This is a genomic window from Mycolicibacterium iranicum, from assembly GCF_002101705.1.
Lineage (GTDB): Bacteria > Actinomycetota > Actinomycetes > Mycobacteriales > Mycobacteriaceae > Mycobacterium > Mycobacterium iranicum.
This window is the reverse complement of record NZ_LQPC01000031.1, coordinates 99,486-125,168: the sequence shown is the minus strand read 5'-3', so window position 1 is coordinate 125,168 and position 25,683 is coordinate 99,486. Positions and strand designations below refer to the sequence as shown.

Annotated in this window: 20 protein-coding genes; 13 read left to right on the top strand and 7 right to left on the bottom strand. The window is 65.7% G+C overall.

Annotated elements, in window-relative coordinates; genetic code table 11:
• The first annotated feature begins 6 nt into the window (after positions 1-6).
• From trpC to lgt, 4 genes are read left to right on the top strand one after another with little or no spacing between them, the layout of a single operon-like run.
• A complete protein-coding gene (trpC, locus tag AWC12_RS16570; RefSeq protein ID WP_024446333.1) occupies positions 7-825 on the top strand; it encodes an indole-3-glycerol phosphate synthase TrpC in 819 nt (272 codons plus the stop codon).
• Positions 826-2,088, top strand: a complete 1,263-nt coding sequence (gene trpB / locus AWC12_RS16565; RefSeq protein WP_085175609.1) for a tryptophan synthase subunit beta — start codon at positions 826-828, stop codon at positions 2,086-2,088.
• Positions 2,085-2,873 carry a tryptophan synthase subunit alpha gene (gene trpA, locus AWC12_RS16560; RefSeq protein ID WP_085175607.1) on the top strand — a complete coding sequence of 263 codons (789 nt, stop codon included), beginning with the start codon at positions 2,085-2,087 and terminating at the stop codon, positions 2,871-2,873. The genes trpB and trpA overlap by 4 nt, the downstream gene beginning before the upstream one ends.
• A complete protein-coding gene (gene lgt, locus AWC12_RS16555; RefSeq protein ID WP_085175605.1) occupies positions 2,870-5,194 on the top strand; it encodes a prolipoprotein diacylglyceryl transferase in 2,325 nt (774 codons plus the stop codon). Before trpA ends, lgt begins: the two co-directional genes overlap by 4 nt.
• 6 nt (positions 5,195-5,200) lie before the next feature.
• Here lgt and AWC12_RS16550 read toward each other — a convergent pair whose 3' ends face one another.
• Complete coding sequence (locus tag AWC12_RS16550; protein ID WP_234814051.1) at positions 5,201-5,950, bottom strand: alpha/beta fold hydrolase; 750 nt, start codon at positions 5,948-5,950, stop codon at positions 5,201-5,203.
• 162 nt (positions 5,951-6,112) lie between these two features.
• On the opposite strand from AWC12_RS16550, the gene AWC12_RS16545 reads away from it, so the two are divergent.
• From AWC12_RS16545 to AWC12_RS16515, 7 genes are all read left to right on the top strand, one after another.
• Positions 6,113-7,537, top strand: a complete 1,425-nt coding sequence (locus tag AWC12_RS16545) for an HNH endonuclease signature motif containing protein (RefSeq protein ID WP_085175601.1) — start codon at positions 6,113-6,115, stop codon at positions 7,535-7,537.
• 29 nt (positions 7,538-7,566) lie between these two features.
• On the top strand, positions 7,567-8,016 hold the full coding sequence (locus AWC12_RS16540) for an NINE protein (RefSeq protein ID WP_085175599.1): 450 nt from the start codon (positions 7,567-7,569) through the stop codon (positions 8,014-8,016).
• On the top strand, positions 8,006-8,419 hold the full coding sequence (locus AWC12_RS16535) for a DUF2752 domain-containing protein (RefSeq protein ID WP_085175597.1): 414 nt from the start codon (positions 8,006-8,008) through the stop codon (positions 8,417-8,419). The genes AWC12_RS16540 and AWC12_RS16535 overlap by 11 nt, the downstream gene beginning before the upstream one ends.
• 83 nt (positions 8,420-8,502) lie before the next feature.
• On the top strand, positions 8,503-13,044 hold the full coding sequence (gene gltB, locus AWC12_RS16530) for a glutamate synthase large subunit (RefSeq protein ID WP_110808671.1): 4,542 nt from the start codon (positions 8,503-8,505) through the stop codon (positions 13,042-13,044).
• Complete coding sequence (locus AWC12_RS16525) at positions 13,037-14,545, top strand: glutamate synthase subunit beta (RefSeq protein ID WP_085175593.1); 1,509 nt, start codon at positions 13,037-13,039, stop codon at positions 14,543-14,545. The genes gltB and AWC12_RS16525 overlap by 8 nt, the downstream gene beginning before the upstream one ends.
• A 27-nt stretch (positions 14,546-14,572) precedes the next feature.
• Positions 14,573-15,991, top strand: a complete 1,419-nt coding sequence (gene pyk, locus AWC12_RS16520) for a pyruvate kinase (RefSeq protein ID WP_024444318.1) — start codon at positions 14,573-14,575, stop codon at positions 15,989-15,991.
• Positions 15,992-16,010: 19 nt separating this feature from the next.
• Entirely contained in the window at positions 16,011-16,871 is an 861-nt protein-coding gene (locus tag AWC12_RS16515; protein ID WP_024444319.1) for an acyl-CoA thioesterase, read from the top strand.
• A gap of 6 nt (positions 16,872-16,877) precedes the next feature.
• Here AWC12_RS16515 and AWC12_RS16510 read toward each other — a convergent pair whose 3' ends face one another.
• The 6 genes from AWC12_RS16510 to AWC12_RS16485 all read right to left on the bottom strand — a co-directional run bounded on the left by AWC12_RS16510 (position 16,878) and on the right by AWC12_RS16485 (position 23,615).
• A complete protein-coding gene (locus AWC12_RS16510; protein WP_024444320.1) occupies positions 16,878-17,351 on the bottom strand; it encodes a DUF4190 domain-containing protein in 474 nt (157 codons plus the stop codon).
• The gene (locus AWC12_RS16505; RefSeq protein ID WP_085175756.1) at positions 17,348-18,823 is read right to left on the bottom strand and encodes an ATP-binding cassette domain-containing protein; all 1,476 of its coding nucleotides are present in this window, start codon (positions 18,821-18,823) and stop codon (positions 17,348-17,350) included. The genes AWC12_RS16510 and AWC12_RS16505 overlap by 4 nt, the downstream gene beginning before the upstream one ends.
• The gene (gene cydD, locus AWC12_RS16500; protein WP_024444322.1) at positions 18,810-20,372 is read right to left on the bottom strand and encodes a thiol reductant ABC exporter subunit CydD; all 1,563 of its coding nucleotides are present in this window, start codon (positions 20,370-20,372) and stop codon (positions 18,810-18,812) included. Before cydD ends, AWC12_RS16505 begins: the two co-directional genes overlap by 14 nt.
• Before the next feature lie 53 nt (positions 20,373-20,425).
• Entirely contained in the window at positions 20,426-21,466 is a 1,041-nt protein-coding gene (gene cydB / locus AWC12_RS16495; protein WP_085175591.1) for a cytochrome d ubiquinol oxidase subunit II, read from the bottom strand.
• Positions 21,467-21,475: 9 nt separating this feature from the next.
• Complete coding sequence (locus AWC12_RS16490; protein ID WP_085175589.1) at positions 21,476-22,945, bottom strand: cytochrome ubiquinol oxidase subunit I; 1,470 nt, start codon at positions 22,943-22,945, stop codon at positions 21,476-21,478.
• 94 nt (positions 22,946-23,039) lie between these two features.
• Positions 23,040-23,615 (bottom strand): HdeD family acid-resistance protein, encoded by a 576-nt coding sequence (locus AWC12_RS16485; protein WP_024444325.1) that lies wholly within the window; start codon positions 23,613-23,615, stop codon positions 23,040-23,042.
• Between the two features lie 197 nt (positions 23,616-23,812).
• On the opposite strand from AWC12_RS16485, the gene AWC12_RS16480 reads away from it, so the two are divergent.
• Together AWC12_RS16480 and AWC12_RS16475 are read left to right on the top strand one after the other, a co-directional pair.
• Complete coding sequence (locus AWC12_RS16480; protein ID WP_085175587.1) at positions 23,813-24,733, top strand: ABC transporter substrate-binding protein; 921 nt, start codon at positions 23,813-23,815, stop codon at positions 24,731-24,733.
• Between the two features lie 16 nt (positions 24,734-24,749).
• Positions 24,750-25,676 (top strand): amino acid ABC transporter permease, encoded by a 927-nt coding sequence (locus AWC12_RS16475; protein WP_085175585.1) that lies wholly within the window; start codon positions 24,750-24,752, stop codon positions 25,674-25,676.
• Positions 25,677-25,683 lie beyond the last annotated feature (7 nt).

The window sequence follows — 25,683 nt, the reverse complement described above, 5'->3', positions numbered from 1 at the left end:
ACGTCTATGGGTTCGGCTAACGTGCTCGACTCCATCCTCGAGGGAGTCCGTGCTGATGTTGCCGCCCGCGAGGCCGTCGTCAGCCTCTCAGAGGTCAAGGAACTAGCTCAGCGCGCACCGGCGCCACTCGATGTCATGGCCGCACTACGTGCGCCGGGCATCGCGGTGATCGCCGAGGTCAAGCGTGCCAGCCCGTCGCGGGGAGAGTTGGCCTCGATCGCGGACCCGGCCGAGCTCGCCCGCGCCTATGAGGACGGCGGCGCCCGTGTCATCAGCGTGCTGACCGAGCAGCGCCGGTTCAACGGCTCGCTCGACGACCTCGACGCGGTCCGTGCGGCCGTATCGATTCCGGTGCTGCGCAAGGACTTCATCGTGCGGCCCTACCAGATTCACGAAGCCCGTGCCCACGGAGCCGATCTGCTGCTGTTGATCGTGGCCGCGCTTGAGCAGCCCGCGCTGGAGTCGCTTCTCGAGCGCACGGAGTCGCTGGGCATGACCGCTCTGGTCGAGGTGCACACCGAGGAAGAGGCCGACAGAGCCTTGCAGGCCGGAGCCTCGCTGATCGGCGTGAACGCTCGCAACCTGAAGACGCTTGAGGTCGACAGGGACTGCTTCGCGCGGATTGCGCCGGGCCTGCCGAGCAAGGTCATCAAGATCGCGGAGTCGGGTGTGCGGGGGACAGCGGACCTGCTCGCCTACGCCGGCGCCGGAGCCGACGGTGTTCTTGTCGGTGAAGGCCTGGTTACCAGCGGTGATCCGCGCAGCGCTGTTGCTGATCTCGTCACCGCCGGTGCGCACCCGTCGTGCCCGAAACCCGCCCGTTAAGTGAGTAGCCCCGCAGGTCGAGACCTGCCGCGTGCCAGCGCGGCGGTCGCTGAACCGACCTCACATGACCCCGACGCCAAGGGGCACTTCGGCGCCTACGGCGGGCGACTGGTACCCGAAGCTCTGATGGCCGTCATCGAAGAGGTGACCGCCGCCTACGAGAAGGCTCGGACTGATCAGACGTTCCTCGACGAACTCGACCGACTGCAGAAGCACTACACCGGCCGCCCGTCACCGCTGTACGAGGCGGAGCGTCTCAGCGAGCACGCCGGTGGCGCGCGCATCTTCTTGAAGCGAGAAGACCTCAACCACACGGGTTCTCACAAGATCAACAACGTCCTTGGGCAGGCCCTGCTGGCCAAGCAGATGGGCAAGACCCGGGTCATCGCCGAGACCGGCGCGGGCCAGCACGGTGTGGCGACAGCGACAGCGTGCGCGTTGCTCGGCCTGGAGTGCATCATCTACATGGGTGCCGTCGACACCGCGCGGCAGGCGTTGAACGTAGCCAGGATGAGGCTGCTGGGTGCATCCGTGGTGGCGGTGGAGTCCGGCTCGAAGACGTTGAAGGACGCCATCAACGAGACCTTCCGTGACTGGGTCGCCAACGCCGACAGCACCTATTACGCGTTCGGCACCGCCGCGGGCCCGCATCCGTTCCCGCTCATGGTGCGCGACTTCCAGCGCGTCATCGGTATGGAAGCCCGCCAGCAGATGCTCGATCAGGCGGGTCGACTGCCCGACGCGGTTGTCGCCTGTGTCGGTGGTGGCTCCAACGCAATCGGAATCTTCCATGCCTTCATCGACGACCCCGACGTGAGCCTCATCGGCTACGAGGCGGCAGGCGACGGCGTCGAAACAGGCCGTCACGCAGCAACGTTCACGGGTGGTTCGCCGGGCGCATTCCAGGGCTCCTTCTCGTACCTGCTGCAGGACGAGGACGGCCAGACGATCGAATCCCATTCGATCTCAGCGGGATTGGATTATCCGGGTGTCGGCCCCGAGCACGCTCTGCTCAAGGACATCGGCCGCGCCAGATATCTGCCGATCACGGACAGCGAGGCGATGGACGCGTTGTCGCTTCTGAGCCGCACCGAGGGCATCATCCCGGCCATCGAGTCGGCGCACGCCGTTGCGGGCGCTTTGAAATTGGGTGCGGACCTCGGGCCGGGATCGGCGATCCTGGTCAATCTTTCCGGTCGTGGCGACAAGGACGTCGAGACGGCAGCCAAGTGGTTCGGCTTGCTGGAGGACAGTGCGACATGAGCAGGCTCGCCGGATTGTTCGAAGCCTGCCGAGCCGAGGGCCGTGCCGCGCTGATCGGCTATCTACCGACCGGGTTTCCCGACGTCGAATCGTCCATTGAGGCGATGGTCGCGCTGGTCGAGGCGGGCTGCGACATCGTCGAGGTCGGCATTGCGTACTCGGACCCGGGTATGGACGGGCCTGTTATCGCGGCGGCCACCGAGGTGGCGCTGCGCGGCGGCGTGCGGGTGCACGACGCATTCCGCGCGGTCGAGGCGATCAGCAACGCCGGCGGCCATGCCGTCGTGATGACCTATTGGAACCCCGTGCTGCGCAAGGGGATCGACTCGTTCGCTCGTGACCTGGCATCGGCAGGCGGGCTCGGGCTCATCACGCCCGACCTGATCCCCGACGAGGCCGATGACTGGGTGTCGGTCTCCGACGCCCACGATCTGGACAGGATCTTCCTTGTCGCGCCGTCCTCGACTCCCGAACGTCTGGCTGCGACCGTCCAGGCCTCTAGAGGATTCATCTATGCGGCATCCACGATGGGTGTCACCGGTGCGCGTGACGCGGTGTCGAATGCGGCGCCGGAACTGGTCAGCCGGGTCAAGGCGATATCGGACATCCCCGTGGGTGTCGGCCTCGGCGTCCGCTCGCGTGAACAAGCGGCCGAGATCGGCGCCTACGCCGACGGCGTGATCGTCGGTTCGGCACTCGTATCGGCGTTGAAGGAGGGCATCCCCGCGGTGCGCTCGCTGACAGAAGAACTCGCAGACGGCGTACGGCAGAGGATCACTGCGTGACGACGACGGTACTGGCCTCCATCCCGAGTCCCGCTCAGGGTGTGTGGCACCTCGGACCGTTCCCGCTGCGCGCGTACGCGCTGTTCATCATCGTGGGCATTGTTGCCGCGCTGGTGATCGGCGATCGGCGGTGGGTGGCCAGGGGCGGCGAACCGGGAGTCATCTACGACGTGGCGCTGTGGGCGGTGCCGTTCGGTCTCATCGGCGGACGGCTCTACCACGTCATGACGGACTGGCCGACCTACTTCGGTGAGAACGGCGCGGGCCCGGCTGCGGCCCTGCGGATTTGGGACGGCGGGCTCGGAATCTGGGGCGCGGTGGCGCTCGGCGGTGTCGGTGCGTGGATCGCATGCCGGCGGCGGGGGATACCGCTGCCCGCCTTCGGAGATGCGATCGCGCCGGGAATCGTTCTGGCCCAGGCGATCGGACGTCTGGGCAACTACTTCAACCAGGAGCTGTACGGGCGGGAGACCACCCTGCCCTGGGGTCTGGAGATTTACGAGCGGGTGAACTCGGCGGGTCTGTCCGACTCGCTGAACGGTGTGTCCAACGGTGTGCTGGTCAAGGTCGTGCATCCGACCTTTCTCTACGAGTTGCTGTGGAACCTGCTGGTTTTCGCGGTGCTGATCCTCGTCGACCGGCGATTCAAGATCGGACATGGCCGCCTGTTCGCGCTGTATGTCGCGGGATACTGCGTCGGGCGGTTCTGGGTCGAGCTGATGCGCAGCGACACCGCCACGCTCCTCGCCGGCATCCGGATCAACACCTTCACGTCGACGTTCGTCTTCATCGCCGCGGTTGTCTACATCATGGTGGCGCCGAAGGGCCGCGAGGCGCCCGAGACGCTGCGGGGCAAGCAGGACGCCGAATCGGACGTCGAGGAGCTCGCCAAGGATGTCGCGATGGCCTCCGCAACGGGAGTCGTTGCCGCCGCGACCGTGGCCGGTCAAGAAGACGACTCTGAGCGTCGACCTGGCGGACTCGGGGCGGTCGAGGGTGACGAGGCCGTCGAGGCGACCGAGGGCGCGGCGGCGGCTCACGACGTTGCAGTCGATGGCGCCGCTGAGGCGGAAGCTCTGGCCGCGGAACTCGACGTGGCGGATGAAGACGCGGTCGAGGAGGCAGCCGAGGGCGACGGTGATGTCGTGGCACCGCCAGTTCCCGAGGAGGCCGGTGGTCTCGGAGCTATCGAGGGCGATGAGGCGGTCGAAGCTACCGAGGGTGCCGCTGCCGCCGGTCAGGCCGTGACCAGTGACGAGCCCGCCGCGCCTGAGGGTTTGGGTTTGGTCGAGGGTGATGAGGTGGCTGAGGCGGTTGCCGAGGCGCCGGATGCTCATGAGGTGGCGGTTGAGGGTGAGGCCGTGGCTGAGGAGCTCGCTGCTGAGGCTGCTGAGCTTGATGCTGAGCCCGCTGCCGAGGTCGGTGAGGTTGATGCGGCTGCGGTGACCGACGTTGATTCCGAGGGTTTGGGTTCGGTTGAGGGTGTTGAGGTGGCTGAGGCGGTTGCCGAGGCGCCGGAAGCTCATGAGGTTGCGGTTGAGGGCGAGGCGGCTGCTGAGGAGTTGGCTGCCGAGCTTGATGCTGAGTCTGATGAGAGTGCCGCCGCCGAAGTTCCTGAGGGTGATGCTGGTTCGGTGACCGAGGCTGAGGGTTTGGGTTCGGTTGAGGGTGATGAGGTGGCTGAGGCGGTTGCCGAAGCGCCGGAAGCTCATGAGGTAGCGGTTGAGGATGAGGTCGTGGCTGAGGAGCTCGCTGCTGAGTCTGATGAGAGTGCCGCCGCCGAAGTTCCTGAGGGTGATGCTGGTTCGGTGACCGAGGCTGAGGGTTTGGGTTCGGTTGAGGGTGATGAGGTGGCTGAGGCGGTTGCCGAGGCGCCGGAAGCTCATGAGGTGGCGGTTGAGGATGAGGCCGTGGCTGAGGAGCTCGCTGCTGAGTCTGATGAGTGTGCCGCCGCCGAAGTTCCTGAGGGTGATGCTGGTTCGGTGACCGAGGCCGAGGGTTTGGGTTCGGTCGAGGGTGATGAGGTGGCTGAGGCGGTTGCCGAGGCGACGGAAGCTCATGAGGTTGCGGTTGACGGTGAGGCGGCTGTTGAGGAGTTGGCTGCTGAGCTTGATGCTGAGTCATTGACTGAGGCCGATGGGGACAAGTCAGAGGTTCCCGATTCGGCTGAGACTGTGGTCGATGGCGAACCCGAAAGCGCCGTGGCATCAGACGCTGAAAAGTCTCCCTATTCGATCATCACCGAATCGTCCGACGCCCGAACACAATTCGAATCCGGCGGTCGAGTTCGTCAATGGCTCCGTCGGCGAAGGAACCGCTGACCCCCGTCAGAGCGTGCCCGAACTACCCGCGGCCGTAACGGCCAGAATTGTTCGAGCCACCAGCTCGGGATTGTCGATCATCGGGACGTGTCCGACGCCGGGCAGCGTCGTGAACGACGCCTGGGGCAGCCGTTCCCGGGCGATCGGGTCGCACATGGGAACCGGGATGATCGCATCGCTGCCCGACCAAGCGATGGTCACCGGACATGGCACCGGATCCAGCGGTGCGAGGTAGAGATCTGAACCGAGAATGTCGTCGACGTTCAGGGTGCATGCGGAGATATCGTCGACTGCCTCAATGCTTTTCGCTGCAGAGAGCCGATCCCCGTGCTGGGCGGCCTTGCGAAAGCCGACGCGACGCACAATTGCCGATTTCATTGCCAGCGCCACTAAAGGTCGAGTGGGACGGGCGAGTCGTCCCATTGCCACGAACTTATGGATCTCGTTCAGCACATGAGCCTGTGCCCTGTCTCCAGGCGACCAGAAGCCCGCCGGCGCCAACGCACACACTGTGGCCGCGCGGCCACGTCGTGCCAGCTCGATAGCCATCCAGCCGCCCAGGGACAGGCCGACCACATGCGGCCGTTCGAGTCCGTGCTCATCCAGGTAATGCTCTACGGCATCAACGAGGTCCTCGACCGTGGCTGGGGATCGCTGCAGGGCTGGCCCCCCGCGGTGGCCGGCAGTAGTTACCGGGTGCACCTGGTGGCGGTCGGAAAGAAGGGGCACCACGTCCTGCCAAGCGTTCCCGGACATGAGGACGCCGTGCATAAGCACCAGGGGAGATCTTGCGGACGCCATGCGGCCAGTCTGTCACCGGGATGGTGTCGGGCAGAGACGTTCGCCGTGAAAGAAACCCCAGCTGAGCCTCGGAATTGCCGCACCGACTTGTCACCCGCACCCGGTAAAGTAGCACATATGTTCGATTCGGCCGATGCAGTTGATGCGGTGAACGCGATGACGTTCGCCGCTCGTTGCGAGGCGCGGGCGATTGCAGAGCGACTCGCCGCAATTGCTCGGCTTTATGCGATACGCAAGCAGACGTACCTCGAAGCGGGTTTGTGGCGTACCGATGTGTTCGAGGCCGTCGGAGCGGAAGTCTCTGCGGCCCAGAACATCAGCAGAGGGCGGGCGGCAAGTCAGGTGCGTATGGCCGTGGCGTTGCAGCAGCGACTCCCGCGAGTTGTGGAGGCATTCCGTCGCGGCGACATCGATTTCCGCATGGTGAAGACGACGCTGACGTGCACAGACAATGTCGAGGACGACGTCATTGCGGATTTGGACGAGGCATTGGCGCCGAAACTCGCCAGGTGGATGCGGTTGTCGGACAAGGTGCTCAAAGATCGGCTGGACCAGTGGGTGGCCAAATTCGATCCTGCCGGTGTGCGAGTGCCACCGATCGCCAAGGACAATCGCTATTTCGACGTCGAACCCGCTACGCCCGGCATGGCATATGCCGGCGGCGTGCTCAATGCAGAAGACGCCGCGGCATTCGACCAACGACTCAAGACCCTGATCGCTACGGTCTGCGCCAACGATCCGAGAACCGAAAACCAGCTGCGGGCAGATGCGTGTGGCGCCATGGGCCGCTGGGAGACGAGCCTGACCTGCCAGTGCGGCGCCGACGATTGCCCGGCGACGACGCTACGCGACTCCGCCGGCCAGGTGGTTATCCATATCCTTGCTGAGCAAGCGACCCTTGACGGCGCATCCGACCACCCGGGCTACATGTCCGGAATGGGGATCCTGCCGGCCGACGAAGTCCGAAAGGCCGCAAAGACGGCCAAGCTCAAGCCGGTTCAGCAGCCCGGAGCAGAACCGGAAAGCGGATATCGGCCGTCTGCGAGGCTGTCTGATTACCTGCGTTGGCGTGATCTGACATGCCGTTTCCCAGGGTGCGACGCGCCCGTCGAGAAATGCGATGTCGACCATACGACGCCGTGGCCGTTCGGCGTCACTCATGCCTCGGCCACCAAGCATTACTGCCGCACACATCATTTGATCAAGACGTTCTACACCGGTCCGAACGGCTGGCGTGACGAGCAATATCCGGATGGCACTGTTGTTTTGACCGCTCCGACGGGCCACGTCTACGTCACAGACTCCGCGGGCGGGATGCTGTTCCCCGCGCTGGCAGCCCCGACCGCGACGTTACCCAAGGCGGACGCCCCGGAGGAGTCGCCCGATAAGTCCGCGATGATGCCGCGACGCAAGCGAACCCGCGAACAGGACCGGGCGTCCCGGATCCGACGAGAACGCCAAAAGCGGATCGAAATCAACGCGGAAAAGGAACGGCAGCATCAGGCCTGGCTGGCCGAGATCTACGAACCGCCGCCCTTCTAAGGATCTGCCGGTTCTGGCATTCTGGTGCCATGACCGAGCCTCCATTCAGCGGCAACGAAGGCGGCAACCCGTATTCGCCTCCGCCGCCACAGCCCGGCTACGTCCCGCCAGGGCCGCAGTACGCGCCCCCGCCGCCCGGCGGCTATTCAGCGCCGGGCGCATATCCGCCGCCGGCAACGGGATATCCCGGTGCCTACATGGACCCGATGGCGCCATACGGTCGGCATCCGCTCACCGGTGAACCCTTCTCGGAAAAATCGAAGGTGGTCGGCGGCCTGCTCCAGCTTCTCGGCCTGTTCGGGCTGGTCGGCATCGGACGCATCTACCTGGGATACACGACGCTCGGCATCATTCAGCTCGTGGTAGGGCTGCTCACCTGTGGAATTGGCGCCATCGTCTGGGGGATCGTCGACGCCGTCCTCATCCTGACCGACAAGGTGCGTGATTCGGAAGGTCGCCCGCTGCGCGATGGCACCTGACCCCAGCGTCGGCAACCGGGGCCGTCTGCTCGCCGGCCTGGGCACCGGCGCCGCGGTGGTCGGCGCGCTCGCATTCGTGGGCATTGGCGACCCGCACAGCCCGAACTTCGTCTTCCCGCCATGCCCGTTCCACGAACTGACCGGCTGGTTCTGCCCGGCGTGCGGGGGAATGCGGATGACGCATGACCTGCTGCACGGCGACTTGGCGGCGGCGTTCGTCGACAACGCGTTCGCCCTCATCGGGCTGCCGCTTCTCCTCGCGTGGGTTCTCGTGCGCCGTCAGCAATCTAAACCGGCGCTCACCGTGCCCGTCTATGCCGTCGTCTTCGCTGCCGCGGTGGCCTGGACGATCGTTCGCAATCTTCCGGGATTCCCGCTGGTCCCGACCGTTCTCGACGGGTGACCATTCCGCCGCGCTGATAGACTCGCCCGACGGGCCGCTGCAGTCCCTGAAGACCATCACCAGGACTGCGGAGGCCCATGTCCATCCTGTTCTCGGCGCTGCCCGAACCCCAAGGTCTCTACGACCCGGCCAACGAGGCCGATTCGTGTGGTGTCGCAATGGTCGTCGATATCAAAGGCCGGCAATCGCATGCGATCGTCACCGACGGCCTGATCGCGCTCGAGCACCTCGAACACCGTGGCGCTGCTGGTGCCGAGCCCAACAGCGGTGACGGGGCAGGCATCCTGATTCAGCTTCCCGCCGATCTGCTCGGCAGCGTCGTCGACTTCGACCTGCCCGCCCCGGCGGCCGATGGAAGCAACACCTTCGCAGCAGGCATCTGCTACCTGCCTCAGGACCTCGCAGCTCGAGCGGATGCGCTCGAGAATGTCCACACCATTGCCGCCGATGAGGGACTCGAGATCCTGGGCTGGCGCGAGGTTCCGGTGGACCCTGACGGCGCCGAGGTCGGCCAGACCGCGCTCGGATGCATGCCCTACATGTCCCAGTTGTTCGTCGCTGCGCCCGAACACAACGGACACCGACCCGGCGGAATCGATCTCGACCGGCGCGTGTACCCACTGCGCAAGCGTGCCGAACGCTCGGGTGTCTACTTCCCGTCGCTGTCCAGCCGCACCATGGTTTACAAGGGCATGCTCACGACAATGCAACTGCCCCAGTACTTTCCGGATCTACGCGACGAACGCTGCGTCAGTGCCATCGCCATCGTGCACAGCCGCTTCTCGACCAACACGTTCCCGTCCTGGCCGCTGGCGCACCCGTTCCGCTTCGTCGCCCACAACGGCGAGATCAACACCGTGCGCGGCAACCGCAATCGCATGCACGCGCGCGAAGCCATGCTGGCCAGCAGCAAAATCCCGGGAGACCTGAGCCGGCTGTCGCCGATCTGTACTCCGGGGGCGTCCGATTCCGCCTCGTTCGACGAAGTCCTCGAACTGCTGCATCTCGGCGGCCGCAGCCTGCCCCACGCCGTGCTCATGATGATCCCCGAGGCGTGGGAGAACAACACCGTCATGGACCCCGCCGAACGGGCCTTCTGGCAGTTCCACGCCTCCCTGATGGAGCCGTGGGACGGACCTGCCTGCGTCACCTTCACCGACGGCACGCTTGTCGGAGCGGTGCTGGACCGCAACGGATTACGGCCGGGACGTTGGTGGCGCACCATCGACGATCGCATCATCCTCGCCAGCGAGAGCGGCGTTCTCGACGTGCCTTCGTCCGAGATCGTGGCCAAAGGCCGGCTGCAACCCGGCAAGATGCTCCTGGTCGACACCGCCGCAGGGCGCATCGTCCCAGACGACGAGATCAAAGAGGAACTCGCGGGTGCCGAAGCCTACGACGAATGGCTGCACGCCGGCCTTCTCGAGCTCAAGACGCTGCCCGACCGTGCCCACATCCAGCCCAACCACGAGTCGGTGGTGCGCCGCCAAGTGAGCTTCGGCTACACCGAGGAAGATCTGCGCATTCTGCTCACGCCGATGGCAGCCTCCGGTGCAGAGCCGTTGGGATCGATGGGCACCGACACCCCGGCCGCCGTGCTGTCACAACGCTCCAAGCTGCTCTACGACTATTTCGTCGAACTGTTCGCGCAGGTGACCAACCCTCCGCTGGACGCCATCCGCGAAGAGGTCGTCACGTCGATGGCCCGGATCATGGGGCCCGAACAGAACCTTCTCGAACCCGGCGCCGCGTCGTGCCGCCAGATCAAGCTCACCTGGCCGGTACTCGACAACGACGAGCTCGGCAAGATCGTCCACATCAACGACGACGGCGAACACCCAGGTTTGCGCACCGCGGTGCTCAGGGCCCTCTACGACGTCGAGCGAGGCGGTGACGGCCTGGCCGACGCATTGGAGGACCTTCGGCAGCGTGCCTGCGAAGCGATCGGCAAAGGTGCACGGACACTGGTCATTTCAGACCGCGACTCCGATCACACCAAGGCGCCGATCCCGTCACTACTTGCGGTCTCGGCTGTCCACCACCATCTGGTGCGCACCAAGGAGCGCACCACCGTCGCGCTGGTCGTCGAATCCGGCGATGCCCGCGAAGTGCACCACATCGCGATGCTGATCGGTTTCGGCGCCGCCGCGGTCAATCCGTATCTGGCGTTCGAATCGATCGAGGACCTGATTCGCGAAGGCGAACTCACCGGCGTCGAACCGACTGCGGCGGTGCGCAATTACCTCAAGGCGCTGGGCAAGGGCGTCATGAAGGTGATGAGCAAGATGGGTATCTCCACCGTCGCGTCCTACACCGCCGCGCAGGCGTTCGAGGCTGTCGGCATCGACAGGGACGTCATCGACGAGTACTTCACCGGGACACCGACCCAGCTCGGTGGTATCGGCCTCGATGTCATCGCCGAAGAGGTCAAGTTGCGGCACCGCCGCGCCTACCCGGAGAACCCGACCGAGCGAGTGCACCGCCGCCTCGAAGTGGGCGGCGAGTACGCGTTCCGCCGTGAAGGTGAGCTCCATTTGTTCACCCCGGAAGTGGTCTTTCTGCTTCAACATTCGACACGCACCGGCCGCTATCAGGTTTTCGAACAGTATTCCGAGGAGGTCAACCGGCTCTCGCGGGAGGGTGGTGCCCTGCGAGGTCTGTTCGAGTTCAAGAGGGGTCTGCGGCCACCGGTGCCACTCGACGAGGTCGAACCTGCGAGCGAGATCGTCAAGAGGTTCAACACCGGCGCGATGAGCTACGGCTCCATCTCCGCCGAAGCCCACGAGACGATGGCGATCGCCATGAATAATCTGGGCGGGCGATCCAACAGCGGCGAGGGCGGCGAGGACACCGACCGGCTCTACGATCCGAAGCGCCGCAGCGCCGTCAAACAAGTTGCCTCGGGGCGCTTCGGTGTCACCAGCGACTACCTCGTCAACGCCAGCGACATCCAGATCAAGATGGCTCAGGGCGCCAAACCCGGTGAGGGGGGCCAACTTCCGGGCTACAAGGTGTATCCCAACATTGCCAAGACCCGGCATTCCACCCCGGGCGTCGGATTGATCTCGCCGCCGCCGCACCACGACATCTACTCGATCGAGGATCTCGCGCAGCTGATCCACGACCTGAAGAACGCGAACGCCGACGCGCGTATCCATGTCAAGCTCGTCAGCTCGGTCGGCGTCGGCACCGTGGCCGCGGGTGTCTCCAAGGCCCACGCCGACGTCGTGCTGATCTCGGGTTATGACGGCGGCACCGGCGCCGCGCCGCTGACCAGCCTCAAGCACGCAGGCGCGCCGTGGGAGATCGGTCTTGCCGACACCCAGCAGACGCTCGTGCTCAACGGCCTGCGGGACCGCATCACCGTTCAGTGCGACGGCGGTATGCGCACCGCACGCGACGTCATGGTGGCGATGCTGCTCGGCGCCGAGGAATACGGTTTCGCAACCGCGCCCCTGGTGGTGGCGGGCTGCATCATGATGCGTGTCTGCCACCTCGACACGTGCCCGGTCGGCGTCGCCACTCAGAATCCGGAACTGCGAGCACGGTTCAACGGCAAGCCGGAGTTCGTCGAGAACTTCTTCCGCTTCATCGCCGAGGATATTCGTAAGTATCTGGCAGAACTGGGTTTTCGCAGCATCGACGAGGCCGTCGGCCACGCCGAGGTCCTCGACACGGCCAGCGGAGTCGCGCACTGGAAAAGCAAGGGACTCGATCTGAGCCCGATCTTCGCGGTGCCGGCGGTGAACGCGCAGCGCGTCCGCACCCGAGACCAGAACCACGGATTGGATCAGGCTCTGGATCGCACGCTGATCCAACTCGCCGAAGGCGCCCTCGAGGACGCACATCCGGTGCGCCTGGAACTGCCGGTGCGCAATGTCAACCGCACCGTCGGCACCCTGCTCGGCAGCGAGGTGACGCGTCGCTACGGCGCGCAGGGTATGCCGGAGGACACCATCCACGTCACCCTCACGGGATCGGCGGGCCAATCGATCGGTGCCTTTCTACCGCCCGGCATCACGCTCGAACTCATTGGGGATGCGAACGACTATGTGGGCAAGGGACTCTCGGGCGGCAAGATAATCGTCAAGCCCCAGGACGACGTGCTGTTTCTTCCCGAGGACAACGTGATCGCAGGCAACACGCTGCTCTTCGGTGCCACCTCTGGTGAGCTGTACCTGCGCGGTCGGGTGGGGGAGCGGTTCGCGGCACGCAACTCCGGCGCGTTGACCGTCGTCGAGGGCGTCGGGGATCACGCCTGCGAGTACATGACAGGCGGGCGGGTCGTGGTGCTCGGCAAGGTTGGCCGCAACATGGCCGCCGGGATGTCGGGTGGTATCGCGTTCGTGCTCGGCCTGAACCCGCAGCGAGTGAACACCGACATGGTGGAGCTTCAGCGCCTCGAACCCGAGGACCTGCTGTGGCTGCGCGAGGTCGTCGCCCAGCACGCCAAATACACCGGCAGCACTGTGGCCACGTCGTTGCTGTCTGATTGGCCAAGGCGCAGTGCGCAATTCACCAAGGTCATGCCGCGCGACTACGAACGCGTGCTGCAGGCCACCCGGATGGCCAAAGCCGAAGGCCGGGACGTCGACTCAGCGATCATGGAGGCAAGCCGTGGCTGATCCGCATGGATTTCTCGAAGTGGCCAGGGTGGAAGCCACGAAGCGCCCTGTTGACGAACGGGTCGGCGACTGGCGGGAGGTCTACGAACGCCAAGATCCCCATGAACGTGCCGGCGAGGTATCGCAGCAGGCCCGGCGCTGCATGGACTGCGGAATCCCGTTCTGCCACTCCGGCACTGCCGGTTGCCCGCTGGGCAACCTGATTCCCGAGTGGAACGACCTGGTGCGGCGCGGCCGCTGGGATGCCGCCAGTGACCGTCTGCATGCCACCAATAATTTCCCGGAGTTCACCGGCAGGCTCTGTCCTGCCCCGTGCGAGGCGGCGTGCGTGCTGTCCATCGCCGAGGACCACACCGGTGGCAGCGTCACGATCAAGCGGATCGAACAGACCATCGCCGACCAGGCCTGGATGGACGGCATCGTCGAACCTCAGCCCGCCGCGATCTCCACGGGCAAGAAGGTCGCGATCGTCGGCTCGGGCCCGGCGGGACTTGCTGCAGCGCAACAGCTCACCCGCGCCGGTCACGACGTGACGGTCTATGAGCGAGACGACCGTATCGGTGGACTGATGCGATACGGCATCCCCGAGTACAAGTTGGAGAAGTCCTACCTGAACCAGCGACTCGCTCAGATGCGCGCGGAGGGAACGCGTTTCGTCACTGAAACCGAGGTGGGCGTCGACCTTCCCGTCGAGCAGTTGAGGGCTCAGCACGACGCGGTCGTGCTGGCGGTCGGTGCGCTGCGGGCGCGGGACAACGACGTGCCCGGCCGCGACCTCAAGGGCGTCTATCTGGCGATGGAACACCTCGTGCCGGCCAACAAGGAATGCGAAGGTGACGGCGCCAGCGACATCTCGGCCGCAGGCAAACACGTCGTGATCATCGGCGGCGGCGACACCGGTGCGGACTGCCTCGGCACCGCGCACCGGCAGGGTGCTGCCTCGGTGACCCAGCTGGACTACAACCCTGAGCCGCCCGAGTACCGCGACGACTCCCGCTCGCCGTGGCCGATGTGGCCGGTGGTGTTACGTACCCGGCTCTCACCTGCCCACGCCGAGGGTGGCCAGCGCCGGTACGAGGTTGCTGTGCAGAGCTTCCTCGGGGACGAGCAAGGGAATCTGCGGGCCATGGTGATCGCCGAGGTTCAGGTCGAACGCGACGACGCCGGGCGCAGACGTATCGTGCCCGTCGGGCAGTCGCTGGAGATCCCGTGCGATCTTGCCCTGCTCGCGATCGGCTTCGAGGGCGTCGAGCACATGGCGCTGCTCGACAAGTTGGGCCTGACACTGAATCGGCGCGGCACCGTGTCGTGCGGCTCGGACTGGCAGACCGACGCGCCCGGGGTCTTCGTGTGTGGAGACGCACATCGCGGCGCCTCGCTGATCGTGTGGGCGATCGCAGAAGGCCGCAGCGCTGCGCACGCCGTCGACACGTACCTGATGGGTGAATCCGATCTCCCGGCCCCGGTGCGGCCGGGAGCCCTACCGCTGGCCGTCGTCTGAATCGATTAACGACTATGCTCAGGAGTCGTGACTAGACGCGGAAAAATCGTCTGTACGCTTGGCCCCGCAACCGCCTCGGACAACGCTGTCAAGCAGCTGGTGGAGTCCGGAATGGACGTTGCCCGGCTGAACTTCAGCCATGGGGACTACCCCGACCACGAAGCGAACTACAAGCGCGTCCGCTCGGCGTCCGACGCGACCGGAAGGGCCGTCGGGATCCTCGCCGACCTGCAGGGACCGAAGATCCGGCTTGGTCGCTTCGCCGACGGTCCCACCGAGTGGGTCAATGGTGAGACGGTGCGGATCACCGTCGAAGACTTCGAGGGCACCCACGACCGCGTGTCGACCACCTACAAGCGGTTGGCCCAGGACGCCAAGCCCGGTGACCGCGTCCTCGTCGACGACGGCAACGTCGGCCTGGTGGTCGAGCACATCGACGGCAGCGACGTGGTCTGCACCGTCACCGAGGGCGGCAAGGTCAGCAACAACAAAGGCATGTCGCTGCCCGGCATGAACGTCTCGGCGCCTGCGCTCTCGGAGAAGGACATCGACGATCTCGAGTTTGCGCTGCGCCTCGGCGTCGACCTGGTTGCGCTGTCCTTCGTGCGGTCACCCGCCGACGTCGAGCTGGTGCACGAGGTGATGGACCGGGTGGGACGACGGGTGCCCGTCATCGCGAAGCTGGAGAAGCCGGAGGCGATCGACAATCTGGAGGCCATCGTGCTGGCCTTCGACGCGATCATGGTCGCTCGCGGCGATCTCGGCGTCGAGCTACCGCTCGAAGAGGTGCCGCTGGTGCAGAAGCGTGCCATCCAAATGGCAAGGGAGAACGCCAAACCCGTCATCGTCGCGACTCAGATGCTGGAGTCGATGATCGAGAATTCCCGCCCGACCCGCGCCGAGGCGTCCGACGTCGCCAACGCGGTGCTCGACGGCGCCGATGCGGTGATGCTGTCGGGGGAGACCTCGGTCGGCAAGTTTCCGTTCGAGACGGTGCGGACCATGGCCCGCATCGTCAGCGCGGTCGAAGAGAACTCGGTGGCCGCGCCGCCGTTGACGCACACCCCGCGGACCAAGCGCGGTGTCATCTCCTACGCCGCACGCGACATCGGCGAGCGTCTCGATGCCAAGGCGCTGGTCGCGTTCACCCAATCCGGCGACACGGTCCGCCGTCTGGCCCGGCTGCATACGCCGCTGCCGGTGCTGGCGTTCACGTCGCTGCCCGAGGTGCGCAGCCAGCTCGCGTTGACCTGGGGGACCGAGACGTTCATCGTGCCGCACATCGAGACCACGGACGGCATGATCCGGCAGGTCGACAAGTCGATGCTCGAGCTCGGTCGTTACAAGCGCGGAGACCTGGTGGTCATCGTCGCAGGCGCCCCGCCGGGCACAGTAGGGTCGACGAATCTGATCCACGTCCACCGCATCGGGGAGGACGACGTCTAGACCTCAGGAGGGGCCGCAGTTGCCAGGGCACGCAGATTTCGACGAGCTCCTGGCGATCCTCGACCTGGAACGTGTCGACGACCGCACCTTCATCGGAGTTCATCCGAGCAAGAACCCGGTCAGAACCTTCGGCGGGCAGATGATGGCCCAGGCGTTCGTGGCGGCCAGCCGCAGCCTGAACCACCCCACGGCGCCGAGCGCGCTGTCGGTGCATTTCATCGCGGGCGGCGACCCAGAGCAGGACCTTGAGTTCCACGTGGTGCGGCTGCGCGACGAACGCCGGTTTGCCAATCGTCGTGTCGACGTCGTGCAGAACGGTCAGCTCCTGACGACTGCGTTGGTCTCGTACCTGTCCGGCGGTGCAGGACTCGAACACGGCGTCGAGCCGCCCATGATCGACGACCCGGAGGCCGTGCCACCGATCGATCATCTGCTGCGCGGGTACGAGGAGATCGTTCCGCTCTTCGTCAACGCGCTGCGGCCGATCGAATGGCGCTACACCAACGATCCGGCATGGATCATGCGCGACAAGGGCGGCAAGCTCACCCACAACCGGGTATGGATGACGGCCCAGGGCGTCATGCCCGACGACCAGGTGCTCCACGCCGCCGCACTGGTCTACTCGTCGGACACCACGATCCTGGATTCGATCATCACCACCCACGGTCTGTCGTGGGGCCATGACCGGATCTTTGCGGTCACCACCAATCACACGGTGTGGTTCCACCGCCCGATCAGGTTCGACGACTGGGTGCTCTACTCGACCACGTCACCGGTCGCCGCGGAATCTCGTGGCCTCGGCACAGGTCACTTCTTCGACCGGGCCGGTCAGCCGCTGGCCACCGTCGTGCAAGAGGGGATCGTCAAGCACTTCCCGTGACAGGGCCTAAGGTGTCGGCGTGACGGTGATGGAGAACTCGTCCTCCACCCGCTGGGTGAACTCTTCAGCGCACTGCTGCACGGCAGCCTGGTCGGAACCGGCCCTGTTGACGCAGTCGATGTAATCGGTGCCGCCGACTTCTTTGAAGAGCGCGACACCGAAAACGCCGACGACGACGAACGCGGCGATCGAGACGATGATGCTGAGGAATCCGAGCACGATGCCGGCCATCGCGACGCCACCATTGGTGGCTTCGCCGCGCTTGACGCGGCCCCGCCCCAAGAAGCCGAGGACGACGGCGACGATGCCGAGGACCACGCCGCCGAACAAAGTGAACAGCGAAATGATGGCGACGACAAGCGAAGCCGTCCCCAGTCCGTTCTTCGGGGCGACCGGGACGGGGGGCGGGTAACCGCCGTACGGCTGCGGCGGATAGCCGCCCGGATAAGTGCCAGGAGGAGGGGGCGGCGGTTCGCTCATGCCGGTGAGATTACCTCTACGGACACGTTTTCCGGCGGGTGATGAGTCGCAACGACGACAGTTCGTTCCGTTCCGAACAACGCACCGGGCGTCAGTAGCTGGGCCATGATCTCGTCGGCGTCGGAGGCATCGAGATGCTCGGTCGGTTCGTCGAGAAGCACCGTTTGGGCGGTCGAGGTCAACGCGCGTGCAAGCAGTAGCCGTCGTCGCTGACCGGCTGACACCGCGGCGGCCCCACCGACGAGCACCGTCGACAGTCCCTCAGGCTGCTGGTCGAGCCATTCCCCGAGGCCGGCGCGCTGCAAAGCGTCCACGAGTTCGTCGTCGGTGGCGTCACCGCGGGCTACCAGCAGGTTGTCGCGGACCGTGGTGGAGAACAGATGTGCGTCTTCGGCGAAGAAGACTCCCGGGGTGCGCATGAGCAGTGTGGTCTTGCCGCAGCCGGAGGGTCCGACGACGGCGACGCGGTCGCCGGGTTGCAGGTTCAGCGGTGTGACGGCGGGCCTGCGGTCGTCGTCGACAGGCTCGGTCAGTGTGAGCAGACGCTGTGCGGCGATGCGGCCGCGGATCAGCGCGATCGCGGCGCCGGGCAACGCGGAGGTGGCTTCGAAGGCGGCGAGCGGCACCAGCATCAGGATCGCGACCGTAGTGGGGGCGACGCTGTCGGACAGCGCGATTCCGGCCAGCGCTGCGCCGAGGACGCTCACCCCGATCGCCGCGGTGGGCGCTGCCGCCGCGATAGCCGCCGGCGCGGCGGCCCGGTCGATCGCGCGGCCCCAGCGGCGTTGCTCGTCGGCTGCGGCGGCGATGACGCCGGACAGGCGCCCGCTGACACGAAGCTCGGGCGCGTGCTCGAGGGCGAGCAGCGCAGCGGCGTCACGGCGCGAATGATGTTCAACCGCAACATTTTCAGCAGCCAGCGCAGCCCGCGCGGCCATTGCGGGTGCGGCGACGCCGGCGACCGTCATGCACAGCGCCAGCACGGCCCCCGCCGCGGGGGAGATGACGGCGACCGTCGCGACGGCGCACACTCCGAGGGCCGCCGCGACGCCGATCGGCACCACGGCACGCACGAGAACGTCGGCGAGTTCGTCGACGCCGTTGCCTACCCGTGCGACGAGATCGCCGCTGCTGCGCCACATCACGGCATCGTCTGATCCGGTGGCCAGCCGGGTGAAGAGTCGTTCGCGCGCACCGGCTGCTGCACGCAGCGCCGTGTCGTGGGAGACCAGCCGTTCGCAGTAGCCGAGAAGTCCGCGTGAGATTCCCAGAGCACGCACGGTGACGGCGGCGACGGTCAGGGTCAATACGGGCGGCATCTCCCATGCGCGGGTGATCAGCCAGGCCGACACCGCGGTCAGGGCGAGTGCGCTGCCGAGCGACAGCGCGCCGAGTGCGACGGCGAGTGCGACACGCGAAACCTTCGGCCGCATAAGCGACCACGCCAGCAGGAGCGGATCACGGCGCGACACGGACACCCCCCATGTCCACAACTGTGTCGCCGATCGCCAGCACCCGGTCGCGGTGACCGACGACAAGTACGGTGTCCCCGCGGTCGGCGCGCCTGGCGATGGCGTCGAGCACCCGCGCCTCGGTGGGCCCGTCGAGATGGGCGGTGGGCTCGTCGAGCAGCAGGAGTGACGCCGTGGAGCCCAGTACGCGGGCGAGGCCGAGCCGTTGCCGCTGTCCCAGGGACAGCCCGACGCCGCCGCGGCCGATCGTTGTCTGCAGGCCGTCTGGCAAGGTGGCCAGCACCTCGTCGAAGCATGCGGCGCGGCAGGCATCTTCGAGGTCTGACAGGGGGCCGAACAGTTCCAGGTTCTCCTGCACCGTGCCGGGAATGAGCACCGGCCGCTGAGCCAGCCACGCGACCCTGGTCCACCATTGCCGAGGGTCCAATTCCGACACGTCGACCCCGTTGACCGCGACATTGCCCGAAACGGGGGGACCGAGGCCCAGGATTGCCTGCAGCAGAGTCGACTTGCCGACCCCGTTGGGTCCGGTGAGCACCGTGACCCGGCCGGGTGAGGCCGTCAGTGACGGATCGTCGACACGAACGGTCAGCGGGCCATCCGGCGCGGGACGGGTCCCTGCCGGGGCTGGCTCCTGCGTGTCGATGAACCGGAAAGCCGCCTGCACGGCGGTCTTTCCGTCCTGAGCGGAATGGAATGCGGCGCCGACCCTGCGCAGCGGCCAGAACACCTCGGGAGCCAGGAGCAGGGCGGTGAGCCCAGCGGCCAGCGTCATATCGCCGTAGACCAACCGCATTCCCACGCCGACGGCGACAAGGGCCACCCCGAGGGTTGCCAGAAGCTCGAGCACCAGCGCGGACAGGAAGGCGATACGCATTGTCGCCATCGCAGAACGGCGATGTGCTGCACCGAGTTCGGCGATGCGGGCGGCGGCGCCCTCGGTGCGGCCGAGGGCCCGCAGGGTCGGCAATCCGGCCACGAGATCGAGCAACCGGGACTGCAGCGTGGCCATCGCGGTCAGCGCCGCTGCGGACCGGTCCGCGGTGGCCATCCCGATCAGGATCATGAAGATCGGGATGAGGGGCAGTGCGATGGCGACGATGACGGCGGATCGCCAGTCGTAGAGCGCGATGACCACCGCTGTTGCCGGGGTGAGGATCGCGGCCAGCGACAGCGACGGTAGGTAGGTGGTGAAGTAGACCCGAAGGCCGTCGAGCCCGCGAGTGACGACGACGGCAGCGTCGTCGCGTTGCGCGGCGAGCTCGCGGGGCGGCAGCGATGTCGCCGTGGTCAGCACCTGGTCGGTGAGGTCGGCGATGACCGCGCTGGCTCCGCGCTGCGCGAGCGTGCCCTGCTTCCAGTGCACCAGGGTGCGGACCGTCCAGAGCGCCAGCAGGATCACCAGGGATCCGCCGAGTGCAGCGACGCTGCGCGAAGCCGGGTCGGTCACGACGCGAGCGACGACGGACGCGAGCACCACCGCCGCGGCGATCGTGCATGCCGCGATCAGGACGCCGCAGGCCGTCGTGGCGACGAGAAACCGACGCATCGCCGTCGAGGCCCGCCACAACCGCGGGTCGATCGGGGCGTTCGTGCGGTCTGTCAGGGCACTCGCCTCGACAAACCGATCGATGCGGGAATGGCATCCGCGCTGACGCGCTTACGGAACACCCAGTACGACCACGCCTGGTAGCCGAGCACCAGCGGAAGCAACGCCAGCGACGCCCACGTCATGATCTTGAGGGTGTACGGCGTGGACGACCCGTTGTAGATGGTCACGCTCCAGTCGGGATTCAACGTCGAGGGCAGGAGATTCGGGTACATCGAACCGAAGATCAGCACGGCGACGGCGGCGATGACGACGACCATCGACACGAACGCGATTCCCTCACGGGTCTCGCGCCACATCAGCGCTACCGCAACCAGCAGCGCGACAACCGCCGCGGCGAGCGCCAGCCACGTCCATGTCTGGCCGTAGGCGAGCTGGGTCCACAGGCCGAATCCTCCTGCCAGGGCGATCACGGGGACCGAGAGCAGCCGGCCGACGCGGAAAGAGTCCCCGTGCAGGGCGCCGGAGGTCTTGAGCGCCAGATAGACCGAACCGTAGAACAGGAACAGCGAGGCCGTGGCCAGCCCGCCGAGCAGTGTGTAGGGGCTCAGCACGTCGCCGATACCCGGGTGGGCGATGCCGTCGGCGTCGATCGGCAAGCCCCGCAACAGGATTGCGAAGGCCACGCCCCACAGGATCGCGGGAAGCCAGGAGCCCAACGCGATGCCGATGTCGGCCCAGCGGCGCCACTGCGGATCGTTGATCTTGCCGCGCCACTCGATGCCGACGATGCGCAGGATCATGCCGAAAAGGATTGCCAGCAGCGGCAGATACAGCGCGGAGAACAACGTGGCGTACCAGTTCGGAAATGCCGCGAACATGGCGGCGCCGGCGGTGATCAGCCACACCTCGTTGGCGTCCCACACCGGGCCGATGGTGTTGAGCACCGCGCGGCGCCGGTTGTCAGGATCGCCAGGGCCGCGCGACCCCATCGGCGCCATCAGCATGCCGACGCCGAAATCGAATCCTTCCAACACCAGAAAGCCGAGGAACAGCACGGCGATCAGGAGAAACCAGATTTCCTGGAGTGCCATGACGATCTCCTAGTACGCGAACGAAAGTGGGGCGACATCGTCCTTGTCGGGCGGTGCCGGCGGTGCTGGTTCGGAGTCGTGCTCCAGCGGGCCTTCGACGACGTAGCGCCGCATCAGGTACAACCACACAACTGCAAGGGCTCCGTAAAGGAGGGTGAACACCGCCAGCGAGAACATCACCGTGCCCGCCGCATGGTTGGACACGCCTTCCTGCACGGTCATCCGCACCATCGGGTCGCCTGTCGGGTTGGGTACGACCACCCAGGGCTGGCGCCCCATCTCGGTGAAGATCCAGCCCGCGGAGTTCGCGAGGAACGGCGTCGGGATGGCGAGGATGCCGGCCAGCCCGTACCACCGGTGGTCGGGGATGCGGCCCCGGCGGGTCAGCCACAGCGTGACGAGTGCGAAAGCTACCGGGACGAGCAGCAATCCAATCATGGCGCGGAACGCCCAGTATGTGACGAACAGGTTGGGCCGGTAGTCGCCGGGACCGAACTTCTGCTCGTACTCCCGCTGAAGGTCCTGCACGCCCTGTAATGTGACGCCGCTGAACTTGCTCTCGGCGAGAAACGGCAGCACGTAGGGCACTTCGATGAGGTGGGTGACGCTGTCGCAATTGTTGTGCGTGCCGACAGTCAGGATCGAAAAATCGGGGTCGGTTTCGGTGTGGCACAACGATTCTGCAGAGGCCATCTTCATCGGCTGCTGGACGAACATCAGCTTGCCCTGGATGTCGCCGGTGAAGAACAGGCCGCCGGCGGCGACGAGTGCGACGAGGCTGCCCAGGACAGCGGCGGGCCGGTACATCGATGTCGCGTCGGGCGGCGCGGCGTCGCCGGGGTTGCGGCGACGCTCGCGCACCATCAGCCAGGCCGAGATGCCGGCCACGAACGCCCCCGCGGTGAGCAGTGCTCCGGCGATCGCGTGGAAAAAGGCCCACACGGCAGTGTTGTTCGTCAGCAGGGCGCCGAAGTCGACGAGTTCGGCGCGGCCGGTCTCCGGGTTGTACCTGGCTCCGACCGGGTGCTGCATGAACGAGTTGGCTGCGATGATGAAGTAAGCCGAAGCATTCACGCCGAACGCGACGATCCAGATACAAGCCAGGTGCACCGCCCTGGGCAACCGGCTCCAGCCGAAGATCCACAAGCCGATGAACGTGGATTCGAAGAAGAACGCGATCAGTCCTTCGAAGGCCAGGGGGGCGCCGAAGATGTCGCCGACGAACTTGGAGTATTCGCTCCAGTTCATCCCGAACTGAAATTCCTGGACGATGCCGGTGGCCACGCCGATCGCGAAGTTGATCAGGAAGAGCTTGCCGAAGAATTTGGTCAGCCGATACCAGGCGGTGTTGCCGGTGACATGCCAGATCGTCTGCATGACGGCGATCAACGGCGCCAGTCCGATGGTCAGCGGGACGAAGATGAAGTGGTAGACGGTGGTGATTCCGAACTGCCACCGAGACACATCCAGTGCGTCCATGTGTCACTCCCAGGCGTTGACGAAGCGATCTCCTCCGCTTCTACGACACAGTGTAGTAGCTTTCTGGGCGCCCATCGCTAGAGACTTTGGACACTTACTCAGGCGCCGGTGTGCGCCGGAGGTCTTTGCTCGCAGAACGGATACCGAACGCGGAGATGACCTCGAAGATGCCGAGGACGACCAGCCAGATGCCGACGACCATGGTCAAAGTCTCGATCGAGTCGAAGGGTGAGGCCAGCATGATCACGCCGGCGATCAGGCTGATCACGCCGATGAAGATCTCCCAGGCGCGCCCCGGCAGGTTCGGATCGCTGATGGCCGAGACCGCGGTTGCGACACCCCGGAAGATGAAGCCGATCCCAATCCAAATGGCCAATAGGAGAATGGCATTTCCGAAATTGCGGAAGCACATCACGGCCAGAATGAGCGCTGCGGCTCCGCTGAGGAACAACAGCACCCGCCCGCCCGCCGATACGTGGAGGGCGAACGCGAAGATCACCTGCGAGATCCCGGTGATCAACAGGTATGCGGCGAAGAAGATGGCCGCGACGAAGACGCTGATGGCGGGCCAGAACCACACCATCGCACCGAGAATGATCGCGAGTATCCCGGACAGCAGTGCTGACTTCCAGAGATGCTGCAACATGGTTGGGGGAGCAGCGGTTTCCATGCGCGAAGTCTGACATACCCGCGACACGCCCCGGCAGATTTCGCAGTACGGCTGTGGGGTCTCAATCGTGTCGTTAATGTCTCGTTACCGGCGCTGCGCGCCGGATCATCGGTCGTTAACGTTCCTGGCTGGGATACCTGGTTTGGGGAACTCAGCCGGAAGCGCGGACGACCCGAGAAGAAAGTAGAGGCAAAGCAGTGTTGGGTGGAATCCAAGACCGTCGGACGAAGGTCTGGCGCATTGTTGCGGTCTTCGCCGCCACAGGTGCCATGGCGCTGTCCGGCTGTTCGAGCAGCTCGGAAGCACCGAGCGAAGAGGGATCCCCGACCGCGGCAGCACCCGCGGAGAAGGTCGACGAGATTGCGAACACCGTTCCGGAGGCAATCAAGTCCACAGGCACGCTCGTCGTCGGCGTCAACGTGCCCTACGCCCCGAACGAGTTCAAGGATCCGTCGGGCAAGCTCGTCGGCTTCGACGTCGATCTGATGAACGCCGTCGCCGGAACGCTCGGTCTGACCGCCGAATACCGCGAGGCCGACTTCGCCAAGATCATCCCGTCGATCCAAGGTGGCACGTTCAACGTCGGTATGTCGTCGTTCACCGACACCAAGGAGCGCGAGGAGCAGGTCGACTTCGTCACCTACTTCTCGGCAGGCACCCTGTGGGCTCAACCTGCGGGAGGCGACATCAACCCCGAGGACGCCTGCGGCAAGAAGGTCGCCGTCCAGGCGACGACCTACCAGGAGACCGACGAGCTTCCCGCGCGCAGCAAGAAGTGCACCGACGAGGGCAAGCCCGCCATCGAGATCGTTCCCTTCGACAGCCAGGACGCGGCCACCAACGCGGTGGTACTGGGTCAGGCCGATGCGATGTCCGCGGATTCGCCGGTCACGCTGTATGCGATCAAACAGACCAACGGCAAGCTCGCTCAGGCTGGTGAGACGTTCGACGCCGCACCCTACGGGTGGCCGGTGCAGAAGGGTTCACCGCTGGCGCAGTCGCTGCTGCAGGCGCTGGAGCACTTGATCGAGACCGGCAAGTACAAAGAGATCGCGGCCAACTGGGGCCTCGAAGAAGGCATGATCGACAAGCCGGTGATCAACGGCGCGATCTCCTAGAGCGACGTCGACCCTCATGAGTGATGCCGGTACGCCGCCACCGTCCGATCCGCCGCAGTCCATCGACGCTGTCCCGCTGCGCCATCCGTGGCGGTGGGTGGCGGCGACCGTCATCATCGTCCTCGTCGGGCTGTTCCTCTACGGGGCGGCCACCAACCCGGCCTACGGGTGGTCCACATTCGGCGAGTACCTCTTCAACGAGCGAATCTTGTTGGGAGTCTTCAACACACTTCAGCTGACGATCTACTCGATGATCATCGGCATCGTGCTGGGCGTCGTTCTCACCGTGATGCGGCTGTCCGACAACCCGGTGCTCAGTTCCGTGGCGTGGGTTTTCCTCTGGATTTTCCGCGGCACGCCGATCTACGTGCAGCTGGCGTTCTGGGGCCTGTTTCCGACGATCTACCAGAACATTCAGCTGGGTGTGCCGTTCGGCCCGTCGTTCTTCCACCTCGATCTGCAGGACTTTTCGATTCCTTTCGTGCTCGCGGTGATCGGCCTGGGCCTCAACGAGGCGGCCTACATGGCCGAGATCGTGCGTGCCGGCATCATGTCGGTCCCCGAAGGCCAGATGGAAGCCTCGACGGCGCTGGGCATGTCGTGGGGCAAGGCGATGCGCCGAACCGTCTTGCCGCAGGCGATGCGCGTGATCATCCCGCCGACGGGCAACGAGCTGATCAGCCTGTTGAAGACGACGTCACTGGTCACGGCCGTGCCCTACGCATTCGACGTGTACAGCATCGCCACCCGCGAGATAGCGGCACGTATCTTCGAACCTGTGCCGCTGCTCCTGGTCGCCGCGACCTGGTATCTGATCATCACGAGCATCCTGATGGTCGGGCAGTTCTATCTGGAGCGGTACTTCTCGCGGGGCGCCTCACGCAAGCTGACATCCAAGCAACTAGAAGCGCTGGCGCTGGCACAGAAACCCGCGGCAGGGTGAAAGGGCG

What these genes read in the sequence shown, in the direction of transcription:
- trpC (WP_024446333.1), top strand. Translation starts at nt 7, where the DNA reads ATGGGTTCGGCTAACGTGCTCGACTCCATCCTCGAGGGAGTCCGTGCT.
- trpA (WP_085175607.1), top strand. Translation starts at nt 2,085, where the DNA reads ATGAGCAGGCTCGCCGGATTGTTCGAAGCCTGCCGAGCCGAGGGCCGT.
- AWC12_RS16550 (WP_234814051.1), bottom strand. Translation starts at nt 5,950, where the DNA reads ATGTCCGGGAACGCTTGGCAGGACGTGGTGCCCCTTCTTTCCGACCGC.
- AWC12_RS16545 (WP_085175601.1), top strand. Translation starts at nt 6,113, where the DNA reads ATGTTCGATTCGGCCGATGCAGTTGATGCGGTGAACGCGATGACGTTC.
- AWC12_RS16540 (WP_085175599.1), top strand. Translation starts at nt 7,567, where the DNA reads ATGACCGAGCCTCCATTCAGCGGCAACGAAGGCGGCAACCCGTATTCG.
- AWC12_RS16535 (WP_085175597.1), top strand. Translation starts at nt 8,006, where the DNA reads ATGGCACCTGACCCCAGCGTCGGCAACCGGGGCCGTCTGCTCGCCGGC.
- AWC12_RS16510 (WP_024444320.1), bottom strand. Translation starts at nt 17,351, where the DNA reads ATGAGCGAACCGCCGCCCCCTCCTCCTGGCACTTATCCGGGCGGCTAT.
- cydD (WP_024444322.1), bottom strand. Translation starts at nt 20,372, where the DNA reads ATGCGTCGGTTTCTCGTCGCCACGACGGCCTGCGGCGTCCTGATCGCG.
- cydB (WP_085175591.1), bottom strand. Translation starts at nt 21,466, where the DNA reads ATGGCACTCCAGGAAATCTGGTTTCTCCTGATCGCCGTGCTGTTCCTC.
- AWC12_RS16490 (WP_085175589.1), bottom strand. Translation starts at nt 22,945, where the DNA reads ATGGACGCACTGGATGTGTCTCGGTGGCAGTTCGGAATCACCACCGTC.
- AWC12_RS16485 (WP_024444325.1), bottom strand. Translation starts at nt 23,615, where the DNA reads ATGGAAACCGCTGCTCCCCCAACCATGTTGCAGCATCTCTGGAAGTCA.
- AWC12_RS16475 (WP_085175585.1), top strand. Translation starts at nt 24,750, where the DNA reads ATGAGTGATGCCGGTACGCCGCCACCGTCCGATCCGCCGCAGTCCATC.